The sequence below is a fragment of the Paracoccus sp. NFXS7 genome, assembly GCF_040148865.1.
Taxonomy (GTDB): Bacteria; Pseudomonadota; Alphaproteobacteria; order Rhodobacterales; family Rhodobacteraceae; genus Paracoccus; species Paracoccus marcusii.
Map to the genome: position 1 here is coordinate 318346 of NZ_JAKEKV010000002.1, position 13697 is coordinate 332042.

At 64.5% G+C, this 13697-nt stretch carries 14 protein-coding genes; 3 read left to right on the forward strand and 11 right to left on the reverse strand.

Features of this window, described 5'->3' with window-relative positions; all coding sequences use genetic code 11:
• Nucleotides 1-82: 82 nt before the first annotated feature.
• Nucleotides 83-1219 carry a UDP-galactopyranose mutase gene (gene glf, locus LZ686_RS06255; RefSeq protein WP_349547296.1) on the forward strand — a complete coding sequence of 379 codons (1137 nt, stop codon included), beginning with the start codon at nucleotides 83-85 and terminating at the stop codon, nucleotides 1217-1219.
• Nucleotides 1220-2863: a sulfotransferase gene (locus tag LZ686_RS06260; protein ID WP_347917644.1), complete on the forward strand. Its 1644-nt coding sequence runs from the start codon at nucleotides 1220-1222 to the stop codon at nucleotides 2861-2863.
• Between the two features lie 44 nt (nucleotides 2864-2907).
• Here LZ686_RS06260 and LZ686_RS06265 read toward each other — a convergent pair whose 3' ends face one another.
• From LZ686_RS06265 to rfbC, 6 genes are read right to left on the reverse strand one after another with little or no spacing between them, the layout of a single operon-like run.
• Complete coding sequence (locus LZ686_RS06265; RefSeq protein ID WP_052714748.1) at nucleotides 2908-3807, reverse strand: glycosyltransferase family 2 protein; 900 nt, start codon at nucleotides 3805-3807, stop codon at nucleotides 2908-2910.
• Nucleotides 3804-5423 carry a glycosyltransferase gene (locus LZ686_RS06270; RefSeq protein ID WP_349547297.1) on the reverse strand — a complete coding sequence of 540 codons (1620 nt, stop codon included), beginning with the start codon at nucleotides 5421-5423 and terminating at the stop codon, nucleotides 3804-3806. The genes LZ686_RS06265 and LZ686_RS06270 overlap by 4 nt, the downstream gene beginning before the upstream one ends.
• A gap of 33 nt (nucleotides 5424-5456) precedes the next feature.
• On the reverse strand, nucleotides 5457-6329 hold the full coding sequence (gene rfbA / locus LZ686_RS06275) for a glucose-1-phosphate thymidylyltransferase RfbA (RefSeq protein ID WP_349547298.1): 873 nt from the start codon (nucleotides 6327-6329) through the stop codon (nucleotides 5457-5459).
• Nucleotides 6326-7186, reverse strand: coding sequence for a dTDP-4-dehydrorhamnose reductase (gene rfbD / locus LZ686_RS06280; RefSeq protein WP_349547299.1), 861 nt, complete (start codon nucleotides 7184-7186; stop codon nucleotides 6326-6328). Before rfbD ends, rfbA begins: the two co-directional genes overlap by 4 nt.
• Nucleotides 7186-8223, reverse strand: coding sequence for a dTDP-glucose 4,6-dehydratase (gene rfbB / locus LZ686_RS06285; RefSeq protein WP_349547300.1), 1038 nt, complete (start codon nucleotides 8221-8223; stop codon nucleotides 7186-7188). The genes rfbD and rfbB overlap by 1 nt, the downstream gene beginning before the upstream one ends.
• A complete protein-coding gene (gene rfbC, locus LZ686_RS06290; RefSeq protein ID WP_295169645.1) occupies nucleotides 8220-8780 on the reverse strand; it encodes a dTDP-4-dehydrorhamnose 3,5-epimerase in 561 nt (186 codons plus the stop codon). Before rfbC ends, rfbB begins: the two co-directional genes overlap by 4 nt.
• A gap of 172 nt (nucleotides 8781-8952) precedes the next feature.
• Between rfbC and LZ686_RS06295 the strand changes: the two genes are divergently transcribed.
• The gene (locus LZ686_RS06295) at nucleotides 8953-9939 is read left to right on the forward strand and encodes a glycosyltransferase (protein ID WP_349547301.1); all 987 of its coding nucleotides are present in this window, start codon (nucleotides 8953-8955) and stop codon (nucleotides 9937-9939) included.
• Here LZ686_RS06295 and LZ686_RS06300 read toward each other — a convergent pair.
• From LZ686_RS06300 to LZ686_RS06320, 5 genes are read right to left on the reverse strand one after another with little or no spacing between them, the layout of a single operon-like run.
• On the reverse strand, nucleotides 9936-10526 hold the full coding sequence (locus tag LZ686_RS06300; protein ID WP_304615023.1) for a hypothetical protein: 591 nt from the start codon (nucleotides 10524-10526) through the stop codon (nucleotides 9936-9938). The genes LZ686_RS06295 and LZ686_RS06300 overlap by 4 nt on opposite strands.
• Nucleotides 10523-11347, reverse strand: coding sequence for a lanthanide ABC transporter permease protein PedC (locus LZ686_RS06305; RefSeq protein WP_045981879.1), 825 nt, complete (start codon nucleotides 11345-11347; stop codon nucleotides 10523-10525). Before LZ686_RS06305 ends, LZ686_RS06300 begins: the two co-directional genes overlap by 4 nt.
• On the reverse strand, nucleotides 11344-12066 hold the full coding sequence (locus LZ686_RS06310) for a lanthanide ABC transporter ATP-binding protein PedB/LutE (protein WP_349547302.1): 723 nt from the start codon (nucleotides 12064-12066) through the stop codon (nucleotides 11344-11346). Before LZ686_RS06310 ends, LZ686_RS06305 begins: the two co-directional genes overlap by 4 nt.
• Before the next feature lie 6 nt (nucleotides 12067-12072).
• Entirely contained in the window at nucleotides 12073-12684 is a 612-nt protein-coding gene (locus LZ686_RS06315; RefSeq protein WP_349547303.1) for a cupredoxin domain-containing protein, read from the reverse strand.
• Between the two features lie 37 nt (nucleotides 12685-12721).
• Nucleotides 12722-13693, reverse strand: a complete 972-nt coding sequence (locus LZ686_RS06320) for a YVTN family beta-propeller repeat protein (RefSeq protein WP_045981881.1) — start codon at nucleotides 13691-13693, stop codon at nucleotides 12722-12724.
• Between the last annotated feature and the right edge of the window lie 4 nt (nucleotides 13694-13697).

Genomic DNA, 13697 nt, shown 5'->3' on the forward strand with positions numbered 1-13697 from the left:
GTTGGCCTGCCCTTCCCGGCACGCTATAGCATCGGCCAAAGCATGACGGACTGTCGACCATGCGCAAAGGCGGGGCGGGGCAATGAGAATTCTTCTGGTGGGTGCGGGACTGTCCGGTGCCGTGATCGGGCGGGAGCTGGCCGAGGCCGGGCATGACTGCCGCATCATCGACGCACGCCCCCATATCGCCGGCAACTGCCATACCGAACGCGATGCCGACACCGGCGTCATGATGCATGTCTATGGCCCGCACATCTTCCATACCGACGACGAAGGCGTGTGGGATTACGTCAACCGCTTCGCGCGCTTCATGCCGTTCCAGAACCGGGTCAAGACGACCGCGCAGGGCCGGGTCTATTCGCTGCCGGTGAACCTGCTGACGATCAACCAGTTCTTCGGCACCACCCTGCGCCCCGAGGAGGCGCGCGCCTTCATCGAATCCAAGGCCGACACGACCATCACCGATCCGCAGAGCTTCGAGGAGCAGGCCCTGCGGTTCGTGGGCCCGGAACTCTACGAGGCCTTCTTCAAGGGCTACACCGAAAAGCAGTGGGGCTGTTCGCCGACCGAACTGCCGGCGTCGATCCTCAAGCGGCTGCCGGTGCGGTTCAACTATGACGACAACTATTTCTTCCACCGTTTCCAGGGGATGCCGCAGGACGGCTATACCGCGATGGTTGCGGCCATCCTGGACCATCCGCGGATCACGGTAGAACTGGGCACCGAATACAGCGCCGAGATGGCGGCAGAGACCGATCACGTCTTCTGGTCGGGGCCGCTGGACGGATACTTCGACTACCGCTTGGGTCGCCTTGGCTATCGGACGCTGGATTTCGAACGCTTCAGCCATGACGGCGACTATCAGGGCTGTGCGGTGATGAACTACGGCGACCGCGACGTGCCCTATACCCGCATCACCGAGCACAAGCACTTCAGTCCCTGGGAGAGCCACCAGGGGTCCGTCTGCTATCGCGAATACTCCCGCGCGGCAGAACCGGGCGACACGCCCTATTACCCGATCCGCCTGGTAGAGGAGAAATCCCTGCTGGAGCAGTATGTCGACCTGGCCCACGACACCCCCGGCGTGACCTTCGTGGGCCGCCTCGGCACGTATCGCTATCTGGACATGGACGTGACGATCAGAGAGGCGCTTGACACGGCAAAGAAGTTCACAAACCACGCCGCTGATATGCCGGCTTTTGCTGCAGAGCCCCTATAAATGTTTAGGCATCTTTTTCAACGCAAGGCAAAGCGCACGCCCAGACCACAAGAAGCCTTCGTTCGGGAGCTTGGCGATCACAGGCTTCAGTTTGAACCAGGAAATGAAACTCTAATCGTAAGTTTCGACAACGCCGCACGTCCAGCGCAAGAGCCGTATATTGGTCGACCGACATGGGGAGACAAGTTTTATCGCAGCGAAGGCTTTTCCATCCTTGGTGTTATAGCTCGTCGCGCTATTTGGTATAGAGATCCGAAGATAATAGAAGCGTTAGAGTCGCTCCGAGATGGCGGGTTTTTCGCATCATTCGACAGGGTGATCATGAGCGGAGGATCAATGGGTGGTTTTGCTGCAGCAGCATTTGCACCTCTTGCGCCTAATTCTCTTGTTATTGCGTTCAGTCCGCAGAGCACATTAGATGCAAAAAAAGTTCCGTGGGAGTGGCGATATTCCGAAGGGAAGGCCCAGGATTGGAGCTTGCCTTACAGTGAAGCCGCTGAAGGAGTTGCTTATGCTAGGCACTGTTACGTAGTGTATGATGGACTTGATCGACCGGATAGGCGGCACGCACGTCGATTTGGTAACCCGGCGAAAACAACGCACCTCAACCTTCCTGGTGGTGGTCATGGGGTTTCTCCTCTCCTCTCTCAAATGGGGCTGCTAAAGCTAACAACCCAGAAAATGATCGAAATGTCGCTGGATAAAAGCGAATTTCAGATTCTTGCACGAAACCGTAAAGCTGCCGTTCAATATCATCGTGTAATGGCAAATCACGCGATAAAAAGAAAAAAATTTGCATGTGCCCAACAGATATGTGACGCCGCCCTTCCAAAATTTCCTCTATCAGATCTCGCAAGCATAAAAGCAAAAGCGATGGCGGCCAGATCAGACGCTGGCGGCAATGCGGCAACCGCTGCGATCTCTCAATCAAACACTGGGAATACAGGGATGACGATATCCAATACTCATAGGCTCAATGCGCGGTTTCCTGCGTTAAAACGCAATATCTTTATTGTCACCTATGGCCGAACCGGATCAACCCTTCTTCAAAGTCTTGTACAAACGCTGCCGGACTGCACAATCCGGGGTGAGAACCATAACGTTATTGAAACAATTTGGAATGCCGCCATGAGGGCGCGAATGACGCGAGGCACTTGGGGGAACGAAGAACGAAAGTCGAATCATCCGTGGTTTGGCGCAGAAAATATTCGTCCTGCGCTATTTGCTGCTGGCATGATCGATTCTATGATCGACAACGTAATCACCCCACCACGGAACGCAAAATATTTTGGATTCAAGGAAATCCGATACAACGCACTTGGCGATAGATTTCCCGACTTACTCGACTTTATGCGCTTTCATTTCAAAGATCCGATTTTCATATTCAATACGCGCAACATTGAAGATGTCGCAAAATCTGCTTGGTGGAAAGATTGGAAGTTACAAGATGTTGAGAAGCTTGTGCGCGACATGGATCAGAGGTTTTCGGAGTATCACGATCGACACAAAGAATGTTCTATCATGATGTCCTATGAAAGATTTTCACAGGATCCAAATGCAATCAAGCCGTTGTTCGACATGCTGCAAGAACCGTTCGATCAACAGAAAATTGCAGATGTGTTGACCACTCGGTTGACCCATTAAAAATCAGTGCTGACGCGCATGCCGCGTCAGCATCACCTTGTCCGTCAAACGCGCTCAATGGCCGGGCGAAACCCCAAGCCTTTGATGATCGCGCCATAGATCTGGCGGCGCAGGGATGAGGGCACGTCGCCGCGGCGCATCTGCCCCCGGACCCCATAGGCATAGGCCAGCACGCCCATCAGGCCCATCTCGCGCCGGCGCCATGAGGTTTCGTTGCGGGCTCCGTACTTGAACTTCCACAGGCTCTTGTCGTCGACCAGGCCGAAGTTGACGCCCCGGTTGTCGGGCGTGTCGTGGACCACGACGCTTTCGGGCACGAAGATGCCCGGATAGCTACGCGCGATGCGGCGGGTGTATTCGGCATCGTCGAACCAGATGAAGTAATCCGCGATCGGCAGGCCGTGTTCGCTGACGGCCCAGCGCGGGATCATCACCGACACGAAGGACGCGCTGTCCACCAGCGCCCAGGCACTGCCCGGCCGCACGAAGCGTGCCCAGTCCCACACAGTGCGCGGACAATTCATCTCGCACAGCGATCCGTCGATCCACTCGACCCGCGAACAGGCAAAGCTGGGGCGCCAGCCGTTATCGGCCTGGAAACCCGTCAGGGCCCGATGCAGGGATTGCAGGGCGTCCGGTCGGGGATAGGCATCGTCGTCCGACACCCAGAAATACTGCGCGCCCATCTGGTAGGCTGCCTTGATCCCGGCATGAAACCCGCCCGCCCCGCCGACATTCGCCGGCAGCCGCAGGTGGCGGATGGTCGGGTCGGCGTCGGCCCGCGCCTGCACCAGCGCTGCGGTGTCGTCGGTCGAGGCATTGTCCACGACCAGCACGATGTCGGGGCGCATGGTCTGCGCCGCCAGCGCGTCCAGCACCGCCATCAGCTTGCCCGAGCGGTTGAAGGTGACGATGACCGCAGCCGTCTTGTTCAGGACGCTCATGCCGCGTCCCCTTGGGCCAGACGGCGATAGACGGGCATCAGCACCTCCTCGGCGGTCGGATCGGCGGTCAGACGCGTCCACGCAGCCTGCAGGGCGTCCTTGTGGCGCGCCAGGGTGCCTGCATCGCGCCACATCGCGTCGACTGCGGCCACGGTGCCCGCCACGGCCGCACGCGGCGCCAGCGGCACTAGCAGGCCGTCGGGCAGCACCTCGTCCTGGGATCCGACGCGGGTCGAGATGGGGATGCAGCCATGGGCCACGGCCTCGTAGCAGACCAGCGCCAGACCCTCGTTGTTCGAGGGAAGAAGCAGGATGTCGGACCGTTCCAGCAGGGCCGGAATGTCGGTATTGCCGGGCAGCAGGTCGACCTTGGACGACAGACCATGCTTGCGCAGAAGGCGCGTCAGCGTGCCGTCATAGGGACCTTCGCCGACGATGGTTGCGGTCAACGTAACGCCGTTCCGCCCGGCCCAGGCATTCAGCGCGCGCAGGGCCTCGACCACCACGACCGGTCGTTTCTGATAGAACAGCCGCCCGATGAAGCAGGCATGCAGCGTTTTCTGTCCCGCCTGCAGGCGCAGCGGCGGCAGCGCATCGTTGTTCTTGCGGTCCAGCATGCGGCCCAGGACGACCTTGCCCGCCGGGGCATGGAAGCGGTCGCGGAAATAGCGGACCAGCTCTCCGCTGATGACATGCTGCATATCCAGATAGTTGGACCACACGCCCGAGATCCGCGGATAGCCGCCATTCGCGTATTCGACGATATGCGTGCTGTCGATCGTCTGCACCCACGGCAGGTGCATGCGCAGCATGGTCAGGCTTTCGTACAGCGGCGTGCAATGGTGAATGTGCACGGCGCGGATGTTTTCCGCCATCGCCAGCCGCTGGACATAGCGCGGCCACAGGTGGTGCGGCAGATAGCGATCCAGCCGGATGAAGGTCAGGTCCGGATGGTCGGGCAGCTTGTCCGCCAGCCGCTGCACGGCCGGAACCGACGCCACGACGAACACCCGCAGCCCGGCCGCCAGCGCCCAGCGCATGGTGTCGAAGCCCAGCTTCTCGGCGCCGCCCATCTCCAGCCAGTGCATGCCGATCAAGATGGCGGGACGTTTGTCGCTGTCGGGCGCCACGGGCGCGGGCAACAGGGCCGAGCCGTCGCCCAGGGGCATGGCTGTCTGGTCCGTGCGTCGGTCGGCCTGGCGCTTGCGGGCCATCTCGGCACCATAGCGCACCTGTTCGTACCACAGCGGGCTGGCCCGGAACAGCGCGCCCAGGCCGCGCATGGGCCTCCAGGGCGCATCGATTTGCTTGATCTCTCCGGGCAGAGGCAGGCGCGGGATGGCCAGGCGGATGGTCACCTGCGGCGCGCCGTCATAGGCGCCCGGCCGGGTCAGGGTGCCCAAATAATCCGCACCCAGGTCCTGGGGACGCGGATTGTGCGGACCCTCGATCACCTCGGGGGCGGCCCATATCGGGTTGTTGCCCTGCGACAGGACGAAGAACAGCTGCTGCGTGGGAAACAGCAGCTCATAGATCGCACGGGCCTCGGCGATGCCGGCGGTCAGATGGGCCACCAGCGCAGGATCTGCGGGCGTGTGCGAGGCAAGGTCGGACATGGGCGAGGTCAATCCGTCTGTCGGGAGGAAGGGTCAGTCGATCAGACGCAGCAGATAGGCCCCATAATCGTTCTTGGCAAACTTTGCCGCACGCGCGCGCAACTGGTCAGGCGAGATCCAGCCGGCCTCGAAGGCGATCTCCTCGGGGCAGCCGGTCTGCAGACCCTGGCGGTTCTCCAACGTGCGCACGAAGTTGCCCGCATCCAGCAGGCTGGCATGGGTGCCGGTGTCCAGCCAGGCAAAGCCGCGGCCCATGCGTTCGACGGTCAGCGACCCGTCATGCAGATAGCTTTCCAGAAGGGTCGTGATCTCCAGCTCTCCGCGATCGGAGGGCTGGACGGCGCGGGCCCGTTCCGGCGCGGTGCCGTCCAGAAAATAGAGGCCCGTCACGGCATAATCCGACGGCGGCACGATGGGTTTTTCGACGATGGCGCGAGCCCGCATCCGGTCGTCGAAATCGACGACGCCATAGCGTTCCGGGTCCGACACGCGATAGCCGAAGACCGTGCCACCCCCGTCGCGCGCATCTGCGGATGCCAGCAGCTCCGGCAGACCGTGCCCAAAGAAGATGTTGTCGCCCAGCACCATCGCGGACGGTGCGCCCGCCAGGAAATCCTCGGCCAGGATATAGGCCTGCGCCAGGCCGTCGGGGCTGGGCTGCACGATATAGGTGAAGCTGATTCCCCACTGGCTGCCGTCGTCCAGCAGGCGGCGGAACTGATCCTGATCCTCGGGGGTGGTGATAATCGCGATCTCGCGGATGCCGGCAAGCATCAGGACGCTGATCGGATAGAAGATCATCGGCTTGTCGTAAAGCGGCAGCAGCTGCTTGGACACGCCCATGGTGATCGGATACAGCCGGGTGCCCGATCCGCCGGCCAGAATGATGCCCTTGCGCTGTGTCATGCCTTGTCCTTCAGTTGATCCAGAACGCGGGTCAGCCCGGCCCGCCAGTCGGGACGCGCGATCCCGAAATCCCGCGCGATGCGTCCGCAATCCAGCCGCGAATTCAACGGGCGCGCGGCGGGCGTCGGATAGTCAGATGACGGGATGTCCGCCACCTGCGCAGCCAAGCCCGCCTGCGCCATGATCTGGCGCGCGAAATCGGCCCAGGAGGCGTCGGGCGTGCCTGCGAAGTGATAGATCCCGCCCGTGGTGTCGGGCCTGTCGCGCATCACGCGGATCATCCGCAGGCAGGCGGCCGCGATGTCGGCGGCAGGCGTCGGCCCCCCGATCTGGTCGGCCACCACTGTCAGGCGGTCGCGCTCCGCGCCAAGGCGCAGCATCGTCTTGACGAAGTTCGCGCCATGGGCGGAGAACACCCAGGAGGTCCGCATCACGGCCCAGGTTCCGCCCGCGGCGGCCACGCCCTGCTCTCCGGCCAGCTTGGTCGCGCCGTAGACGCCCAGGGGCGCGGTCGGGGCATCCTCGGCCCGCGGCCGGTCGCCCGAGCCGTCAAAGACATAGTCGGTCGAGATGTGCAGGAACGGGATGCCCAGATCCGCGCAGGCCCGCGCCATCGCGGCAGGCGCGTCGGCATTGACCAGGCGGGCGGTGTCCGGGTCCGTCTCGGCCCGGTCCACGGCGGTGTAGGCGGCAGCATTGATGACCGCACGCGGACGCGCCGCACGGATCAGGGCGGCGCAGGCGGCGGGGTCGGTCAGATTGGCCTGGTCGCGGCCCAGAAAGGTCGCATCGGGCGCCAGCGCGGCCAGTTCCCGCGCGACCTGGCCCGTGCGGCCAAAGACCAGCAAGCCCTGCATCAGGCCGTCCCCAGACGCTTGCCCACGCCGTCGCGGTCCAGCAGCGGCTGCCACCAGTCGCGATTGGCCAGATACCATTCGACGGTGCGGCGCAGCCCCTCCTCGACCGTCACGGACGGGCGCCAGCCCAGTTCGGTGCGGATGCGCGTCGGGTCGATCGCATAGCGGCGGTCATGGCCCGGACGGTCGGTCACGAAGGTGATCAGGTCGGCATGCGGCGCGCCCGTCGGGTGCAGCTCGTCCATATGGGCGCAGATGGTTCGGACCAGGTCGATGTTGGTGGCCTCGTTCTCTCCGCCGATATTGTAGCTGCGGTTCAGCTGGCCCTTTTCCAGGACCAGCAGAAGCGCATCGGCGTGGTCCTCGACATAGAGCCAGTCGCGGATGTTGCCACCGTCGCCATAGACCGGGATCGTCTGGCCCGACAGCGCCTTGAGGATCACCACAGGCACCAGCTTTTCGGGGAAATGATAGGGGCCGTAATTGTTCGAACAGTTCGTCAGCACGACGGGAAGGCCATAGGTTTCGGCCCACGCGCGGACCAGATGGTCGGACCCCGCCTTGCTGGCCGAATAGGGACTGCGCGGGTCGTAGGGCGTGGTTTCGGTGAACTGCCCCGTCTCGCCCAAGGATCCGAAGACCTCGTCGGTCGAGATGTGGTGAAAGCGAAAGCTGTCGGGGCGCCCTTGGGCCGTCCAGTAGGCGCGGGCGGCCTCCAGCATGTTGAACGTGCCGATCACGTTCGTCTCCACGAAGGCCGCAGGGCCGTCGATGGACCGGTCCACATGGCTCTCCGCGGCCAGGTGCATGATCGCGTCGGGGCGGTGCTGCGCCAGGATGCGGTCCAGCGCCGCGCGGTCGCGGATGTCGGCCTGCTCGAACGCGTAGCGGTCGGACCGGGCGGCCTCGGCCACGTTCTCCAGGTTCGCGGCATAGGTCAGCGCGTCCAGGTTCACGACATGATGCCCACGTGCGATCGCCAGGCGAACGACGGCAGAGCCGATGAATCCGGCGCCGCCGGTGATCAGGATCTTCATGCCTGCTCCTCAAAGACGAAGGGCGATTTCAACTCTGCCAGCGGCTGCGCATCCCGATCCTTGTCGGACAGCAGCGGATCGGTGACGTCCCAGTCGATGCCGACGCTGTCCCAGGCCACCGCACCGTCCGACGCGCGGTCGTAATGGGCCGTGCACTTGTAGACGATCTCGGTATCGGGTTCGCGGGTGACGAAGCCGTGAAGGAAGCCTGCGGGAATCCACAGCTGGCGGCCGTTCTCGAAGCTCAGCTCGGTTCCGAACCATTGGCCATAGGTCGGGCTGCCCACGCGCACATCCACCGCCACGTCGAACAGCCGGCCACGCCCGCAGCGCACCAGCTTGCCCTGCGCGAAGGGGGGCGACTGATAATGCAGACCCCGCAGTGTGCCGGTCTGCGCGGACATCGAATGGTTGTCCTGCACGAACTCGGGCAGCACGACCCCGGCATCGGCCAGCGTCCTGCGATTCCAGCTTTCCGAGAAGAAGCCGCGCGCATCGCCATGACGGGCCGGCGTCAGCAGCAGCACTCCGGGCAGCGGGGTTGTTTCGATCTGCATCTTTGCCTCGGGCGGTTGTCCTGCACGATGTCTAGGGGCATCGACGCGCCTTGTCAGCCCCGTCCGGCACGGAAAACCAGCATGGGTGGCGGTTGCTGCACAAATGCCCTTCGTGGTATCGCGCGGTCGGACCCGGCCGCAGCCTGCCGGCAGATGACATGATCGGCACGCCATGGCCCATACCCGACCCTCGATCGCCGCCGTGGTGGTCACGCACAACCGGCTGGACAAGCTGACCGTCACGGTCGCGCGCCTGCTGGACCAGCCGGTCGATCACGTGATCGTGATCGACAATGCCTCGACCGATGGGACCGCCGATTGGCTTTCGGCGCTGAACGACCCGCGCCTGCGCGTCCATCGCAGCGCCACGAACCAGGGCGGGGCGGGCGGGTTTTCCGTCGGCATGCAGCTTGCGCGAGACGAGGCGCAGGCCGACTGGACCGTGGTCACGGACGATGACGGTCGCCCCGCGCCCGGCGCCATCGACGCCTTCCGGGCAATGGATCTGTCGGAATGGGACGCGATCGGCGCCGCGGTGCATCACCCCGACGGCCGCATCTGCGAGATGAACCGCCCCTATCGCAATCCGTTCTGGAATCCGGGGGCCTTCCTGCGCACCCTGGCGCGGATGCCACTGGGCCGCGGCCGTGCCGGGTTCCATCTGGGCGACGGTGATTACCGGACCGGGTCACCGGTCTTGCCGGTGGACATGAGCAGCTTCGTCGGCCTGTTCCTGTCGCGCGCGGCGCTGCAGCGGGCCGGGCTACCCGACCCGCGCCTGTTCATCTATGGCGACGACCAGCTGTACACGCTGCAGATGCGCCGTGCCGGACTGCGCATCGGGTTCGCGCCGCAGGTGCGGTTCGATCACGACACCACGGCCCTGCAGGCGCAGGGTGGTGTCGTGCTGCGCCCGATGTGGAAGGTATTCTACATGTATCGCAATGCGCTGATGGCCTATCGGGTGGCGGCGGGACCGTGGTTCTGGCCGCTGGTCCCGGTGCTGCTGTGCAAGTGGCGGCGCAAGGCCGCGGATTACGGACCGGACGCCGCCCTGTTTCGGACCATCCTGGATCAGGCGGTGCGCGACGGGCTGGCGGGCCGGCTGGACCGCAGCCATGACGACATCCTGCGTCTGTCGCGCAGCGACGCGCCCTAGTCCAGCTGGCCGGCGATGGCGCGGCCCAGCGTAAAGATGCGCTGTTCCAGGATCACCGGCGTCTCGCACACATAGGTCAGCGACTGCTGGCGTTCGGTGAAGATACGCTGATCCCAGTCCAGGGCCTTTTCCTCGGCGTCGATGGCGTCGAAATCGGGGTCATCGGCGGCCTCCATCTCGGCCATGCGGGCGCGGCGTTCCTCGATCCGTTCGGACAGGTCCACCTGCGACCGGCCATAGCGCGCGATGCCCGCGATCAGCGCGCTGCGGTCGCTGTCGATCCGGTCGAAGATCGCCTGCATCAGTGCGACCAGATGCGTGTCTGGGGCCTCGGCTCCGAATTCGGCGATCTCCGTCTCGGCCTCCTCGATCGGCAGGCGGCGCTGTTCCAGGCGTTCGGCCAAGCGGGCGATGTCGGGATCGCGGGCAAGGGCCAGCGTCTCGTCGTCCGGGATGGGGCCGGTCCAGACCTGGCCCATCGACAGATGCGGCTGCTTGCGCTGGATGCAGGGCCAGTCGGGATCGGTCCCCGCCGCGCCGAAGGCGGGACCGGCCAGCAGCGCCAGGGCCAGGGTGATGCGGATCATGCGGGACCTCCTTTCCGCCGGGCCCACAGGCCCTTTTGCGGATCATACATGAAGACCGCTGCGCCGAAGAACCCCGCCAAACATCCTAGGACCACCGCCAAAGCGGTCCAGTTCACCTGCATGTACAGCGCAAACCGGATCAGCTCGACCGCGTGGGTGAAGGGATTGACGGCGCAGATGTCGTGCAGCAGCGGGCTGCTTTCGCGCATCCGCCACAGCGGGTACAGCGCGGACGAGGCAAAGAACATCGGGAAGATCACGAAGTTCATGACGCCCGCGAAATTCTCCAGCTGGCGGATCGCGCTGGACAGGAACAGCCCCATCGCGCCCAGCATCAGCCCCGACAGGATCAGCGCCGGGATCACGGTGACATAGCCCCAGACGGGCGGGCGGATGCCCCACCAATACGCGATGGCCAGGAAGGTGAAGACCTGGATGATCGACACGATCACCCCCGCGATCAGCTTGGATCCCAGCAGGTACCAACGCGGAAACGGGCTGACCAGCAGCGTGCGCATGGCCCCGGTCTCTCGGTCGTAGACCATCGACAACGACGACTGCATGCCGTTGAACAGCTGGATCATCGCGACCAGGCCGGGGGTCACGTAGACCTCGTACAGCACATAGGTCTGATAGGGCGGCGTGATCGACAGGCCCAGCACGGCGCGGAACCCGGCGGCAAAGATGAACAGCCAGACCAGCGGGCGCACCAGTGCCGCCAGAAACCGCCCGCGCTGGTTGACGAAGCGCAGCGTCTCGCGGCGCGCGATGCCCAGAAAGGCGGTCAGCCAGCCGCGGGGGCGGTCGGTGGGTGCGGTCATGGCGCGACTCCGGTCAGGTCCAGGAAGGCGCGCGTCAGCCCGTGCGGCCCGGCGATGTCGGCGGCGCGACCCTGGCGCAGCACCCGGCCGCGATGCAGGATCACCAAGTCGTCGGCCGGGTCGATCTCGTCCATGATATGGGTGGCCCACAGGGCGGACACGCCATCGCGGGCGATCAGGCGGCGGGTCAGGGCCAGCACCTCGGCCCGGGACTTCACGTCCAGGCCCACCGTCGCCTCGTCCAGCAGCAGCAGGTCGGGGCTGTGGATCAGGGCGCGCGCGATCTCGGCCCGGCGCGACTGGCCGCCGGACAGGGCGGTGACGCGGGTGTCGGCCTTGTCGGCCAGATCGACCTGGCCCAGGACCTGTTCGATGCGTGGCCTCGCCAGTCTGCCGGGTATCCCGTGCAGGCTGGCGTGATAGATCAGGTTCTGGCGGATCGTCAGGTCGGCATCCATCGCGCGGCTTTGAAAGACCACGCCCAGACGGGCCAGCGCCTGCGACGGTTCGCGCCGCAGGTCGTGCCCCGCTACGCGGATCATCCCCGACCGGTTGTTGTAGAGCCGCGTCACAAGCGAGAACAGCGTGGTCTTGCCCGCGCCATTCACCCCGAGAAGGGCGGTGAATCCGCCGCGCGGCACCGTCAGCGACACGTCGTCCAGCGCCTTCACGGCACCGAAATTGTGGCTGACACGGTCGATCTGCAACGCGGCGGTCAATGAACCCTACTGGATGTTGAAGACGGCTTGCAGACTGTCGCCCGAAGAACCCGGCACTGACAAGGTGTATCGACCGGGCAGCACCGCGACAAAGCTGAGGACCGCCGTGCCGTCGGCATCGAATTCGATGCTGTGCACGCCCATCGGCCGGATCTCGGTGTCGCCGATGACGATCTCGTTGATCCAGATCGCGCGGAAGAAGTCGCCGCCCGACAGGGCCAGCTCCTGGCTGCCGTCGGCCACGATGTTGATGCGATAGTAGCCGCCCGACTTGATCGTGTATTCGCCGCCCGCGACGGGCTGGCCGGATGCCAGCGTCAGGGGCGCCAGGTCGGTGCGGTTCTCTCGCGCCAGAAGGCCGGAGAAGCCGTAATCGAACATGCCGGTCGCGTCATAGGTCCCCTCGGACGGCGCCTCCTCCTCGTCGTCATCATCCTCGTCCGCCTCGACGGCCTCGCCCGATTGGGTGCCCGCCTCGGCGGGTTCGCCCACAACGGCATCGCCGCCGGGTGCCTGCTCGGCAGAGGCGTCGGGGGCCGCGGCATCCTGGGCGGTGGCGGGCACCGCCAGGATCAGGGCCAGGGCGGCACCGGACATCAGTTTCGTCAGCGTGGTCATGGAATCTCTCCTCCTTAGGATATGCAGGGATGCCGGATCAGTCCGGGGCGACGACGACACCCCAGGGCTGCTGCCCTACGGGAACCGAGCGGACGACCTCGTTGGCGGCCACGTCGATGATCGACACGTCGTTGGAATTGCCGTTGGTGGTATAGAGGTATTTCTCGTCCGGGCTGAAGGCCAGCTGCCAGACCCGCTGCCCGACCAGCAGGTAATCGGTCACCTCGTCGGTGGCAGCGTCGATCACGGCGACCCGGTTGGCCGGCCCCAGGGCCACGAACAGCTTGGACCCGTCGGACGTCACGCGCGCGCCGACCGGCTGGATCGCCTCGGGCAGGACGCCGGGGATGTCGAAACTGATCTTCTTGGTGATCGTCTGCGTGGCGGGGTCGATCACGCTGACCGTGCCGCCGATCTCGGACGTGACGTACAGCTTGGTTCCGTCGGCCGTGTACTGGGCAAAGCGCGGGCGGCTGTCGACCAGCACGTTGGCGGTGATCTGGAACGTCTCGGTGTCGATGAAATGCGCCATGTTCGTCGTTTCCGACGTGTTGATCACGACCTTGCCATCGGGGCTGACGCCCATGCCCTCGGGCTCGACGCCGACCGGCACCTCGGCCAGCATCTGGTGGGTCTTGGTGTCGACCACGGTGACGATGTTGTCGTCCTCGTTGGCGATGAACAGCGGATTGCCCGAGGGATGCAGCACGAACAGTTCCGGGTCTGGACCGGACGGCAGGGTGTGCATCTCCTCCATCGTCTCGGGGTTGAAGACGCGCACCAGGTTGTCGTCCGACGCGCAGACATACAGCTCGGTCCCGTCGGGGCTGATGGTGATGCCGCGGGGGCGGTTCCCCACGGGATAGGTCCCGATGACCTCGAACGTCTCTCCGTCCAGGACGGTGACGTCGTTGCTGCGTTCGTTGGTGACGAAGACACGGTTCGCCAGGGCGGGTCCGGCGGCAAGCATCAGCGCAAGCCCGGTGGTGGCACTCAGAAGATGTCGCATGCGG

Coding starts and splice junctions, on each gene's coding strand:
- glf (WP_349547296.1), top strand. CDS start 83: ATGAGAATTCTTCTGGTGGGTGCGGGACTGTCCGGTGCCGTGATCGGG.
- LZ686_RS06260 (WP_347917644.1), top strand. CDS start 1,220: ATGTTTAGGCATCTTTTTCAACGCAAGGCAAAGCGCACGCCCAGACCA.
- LZ686_RS06265 (WP_052714748.1), bottom strand. CDS start 3,807: ATGAGCGTCCTGAACAAGACGGCTGCGGTCATCGTCACCTTCAACCGC.
- LZ686_RS06270 (WP_349547297.1), bottom strand. CDS start 5,423: ATGTCCGACCTTGCCTCGCACACGCCCGCAGATCCTGCGCTGGTGGCC.
- rfbA (WP_349547298.1), bottom strand. CDS start 6,329: ATGACACAGCGCAAGGGCATCATTCTGGCCGGCGGATCGGGCACCCGG.
- rfbD (WP_349547299.1), bottom strand. CDS start 7,186: ATGCAGGGCTTGCTGGTCTTTGGCCGCACGGGCCAGGTCGCGCGGGAA.
- rfbB (WP_349547300.1), bottom strand. CDS start 8,223: ATGAAGATCCTGATCACCGGCGGCGCCGGATTCATCGGCTCTGCCGTC.
- rfbC (WP_295169645.1), bottom strand. CDS start 8,780: ATGCAGATCGAAACAACCCCGCTGCCCGGAGTGCTGCTGCTGACGCCG.
- LZ686_RS06295 (WP_349547301.1), top strand. CDS start 8,953: ATGGCCCATACCCGACCCTCGATCGCCGCCGTGGTGGTCACGCACAAC.
- LZ686_RS06300 (WP_304615023.1), bottom strand. CDS start 10,526: ATGATCCGCATCACCCTGGCCCTGGCGCTGCTGGCCGGTCCCGCCTTC.
- LZ686_RS06305 (WP_045981879.1), bottom strand. CDS start 11,347: ATGACCGCACCCACCGACCGCCCCCGCGGCTGGCTGACCGCCTTTCTG.
- LZ686_RS06315 (WP_349547303.1), bottom strand. CDS start 12,684: ATGACCACGCTGACGAAACTGATGTCCGGTGCCGCCCTGGCCCTGATC.
- LZ686_RS06320 (WP_045981881.1), bottom strand. CDS start 13,693: ATGCGACATCTTCTGAGTGCCACCACCGGGCTTGCGCTGATGCTTGCC.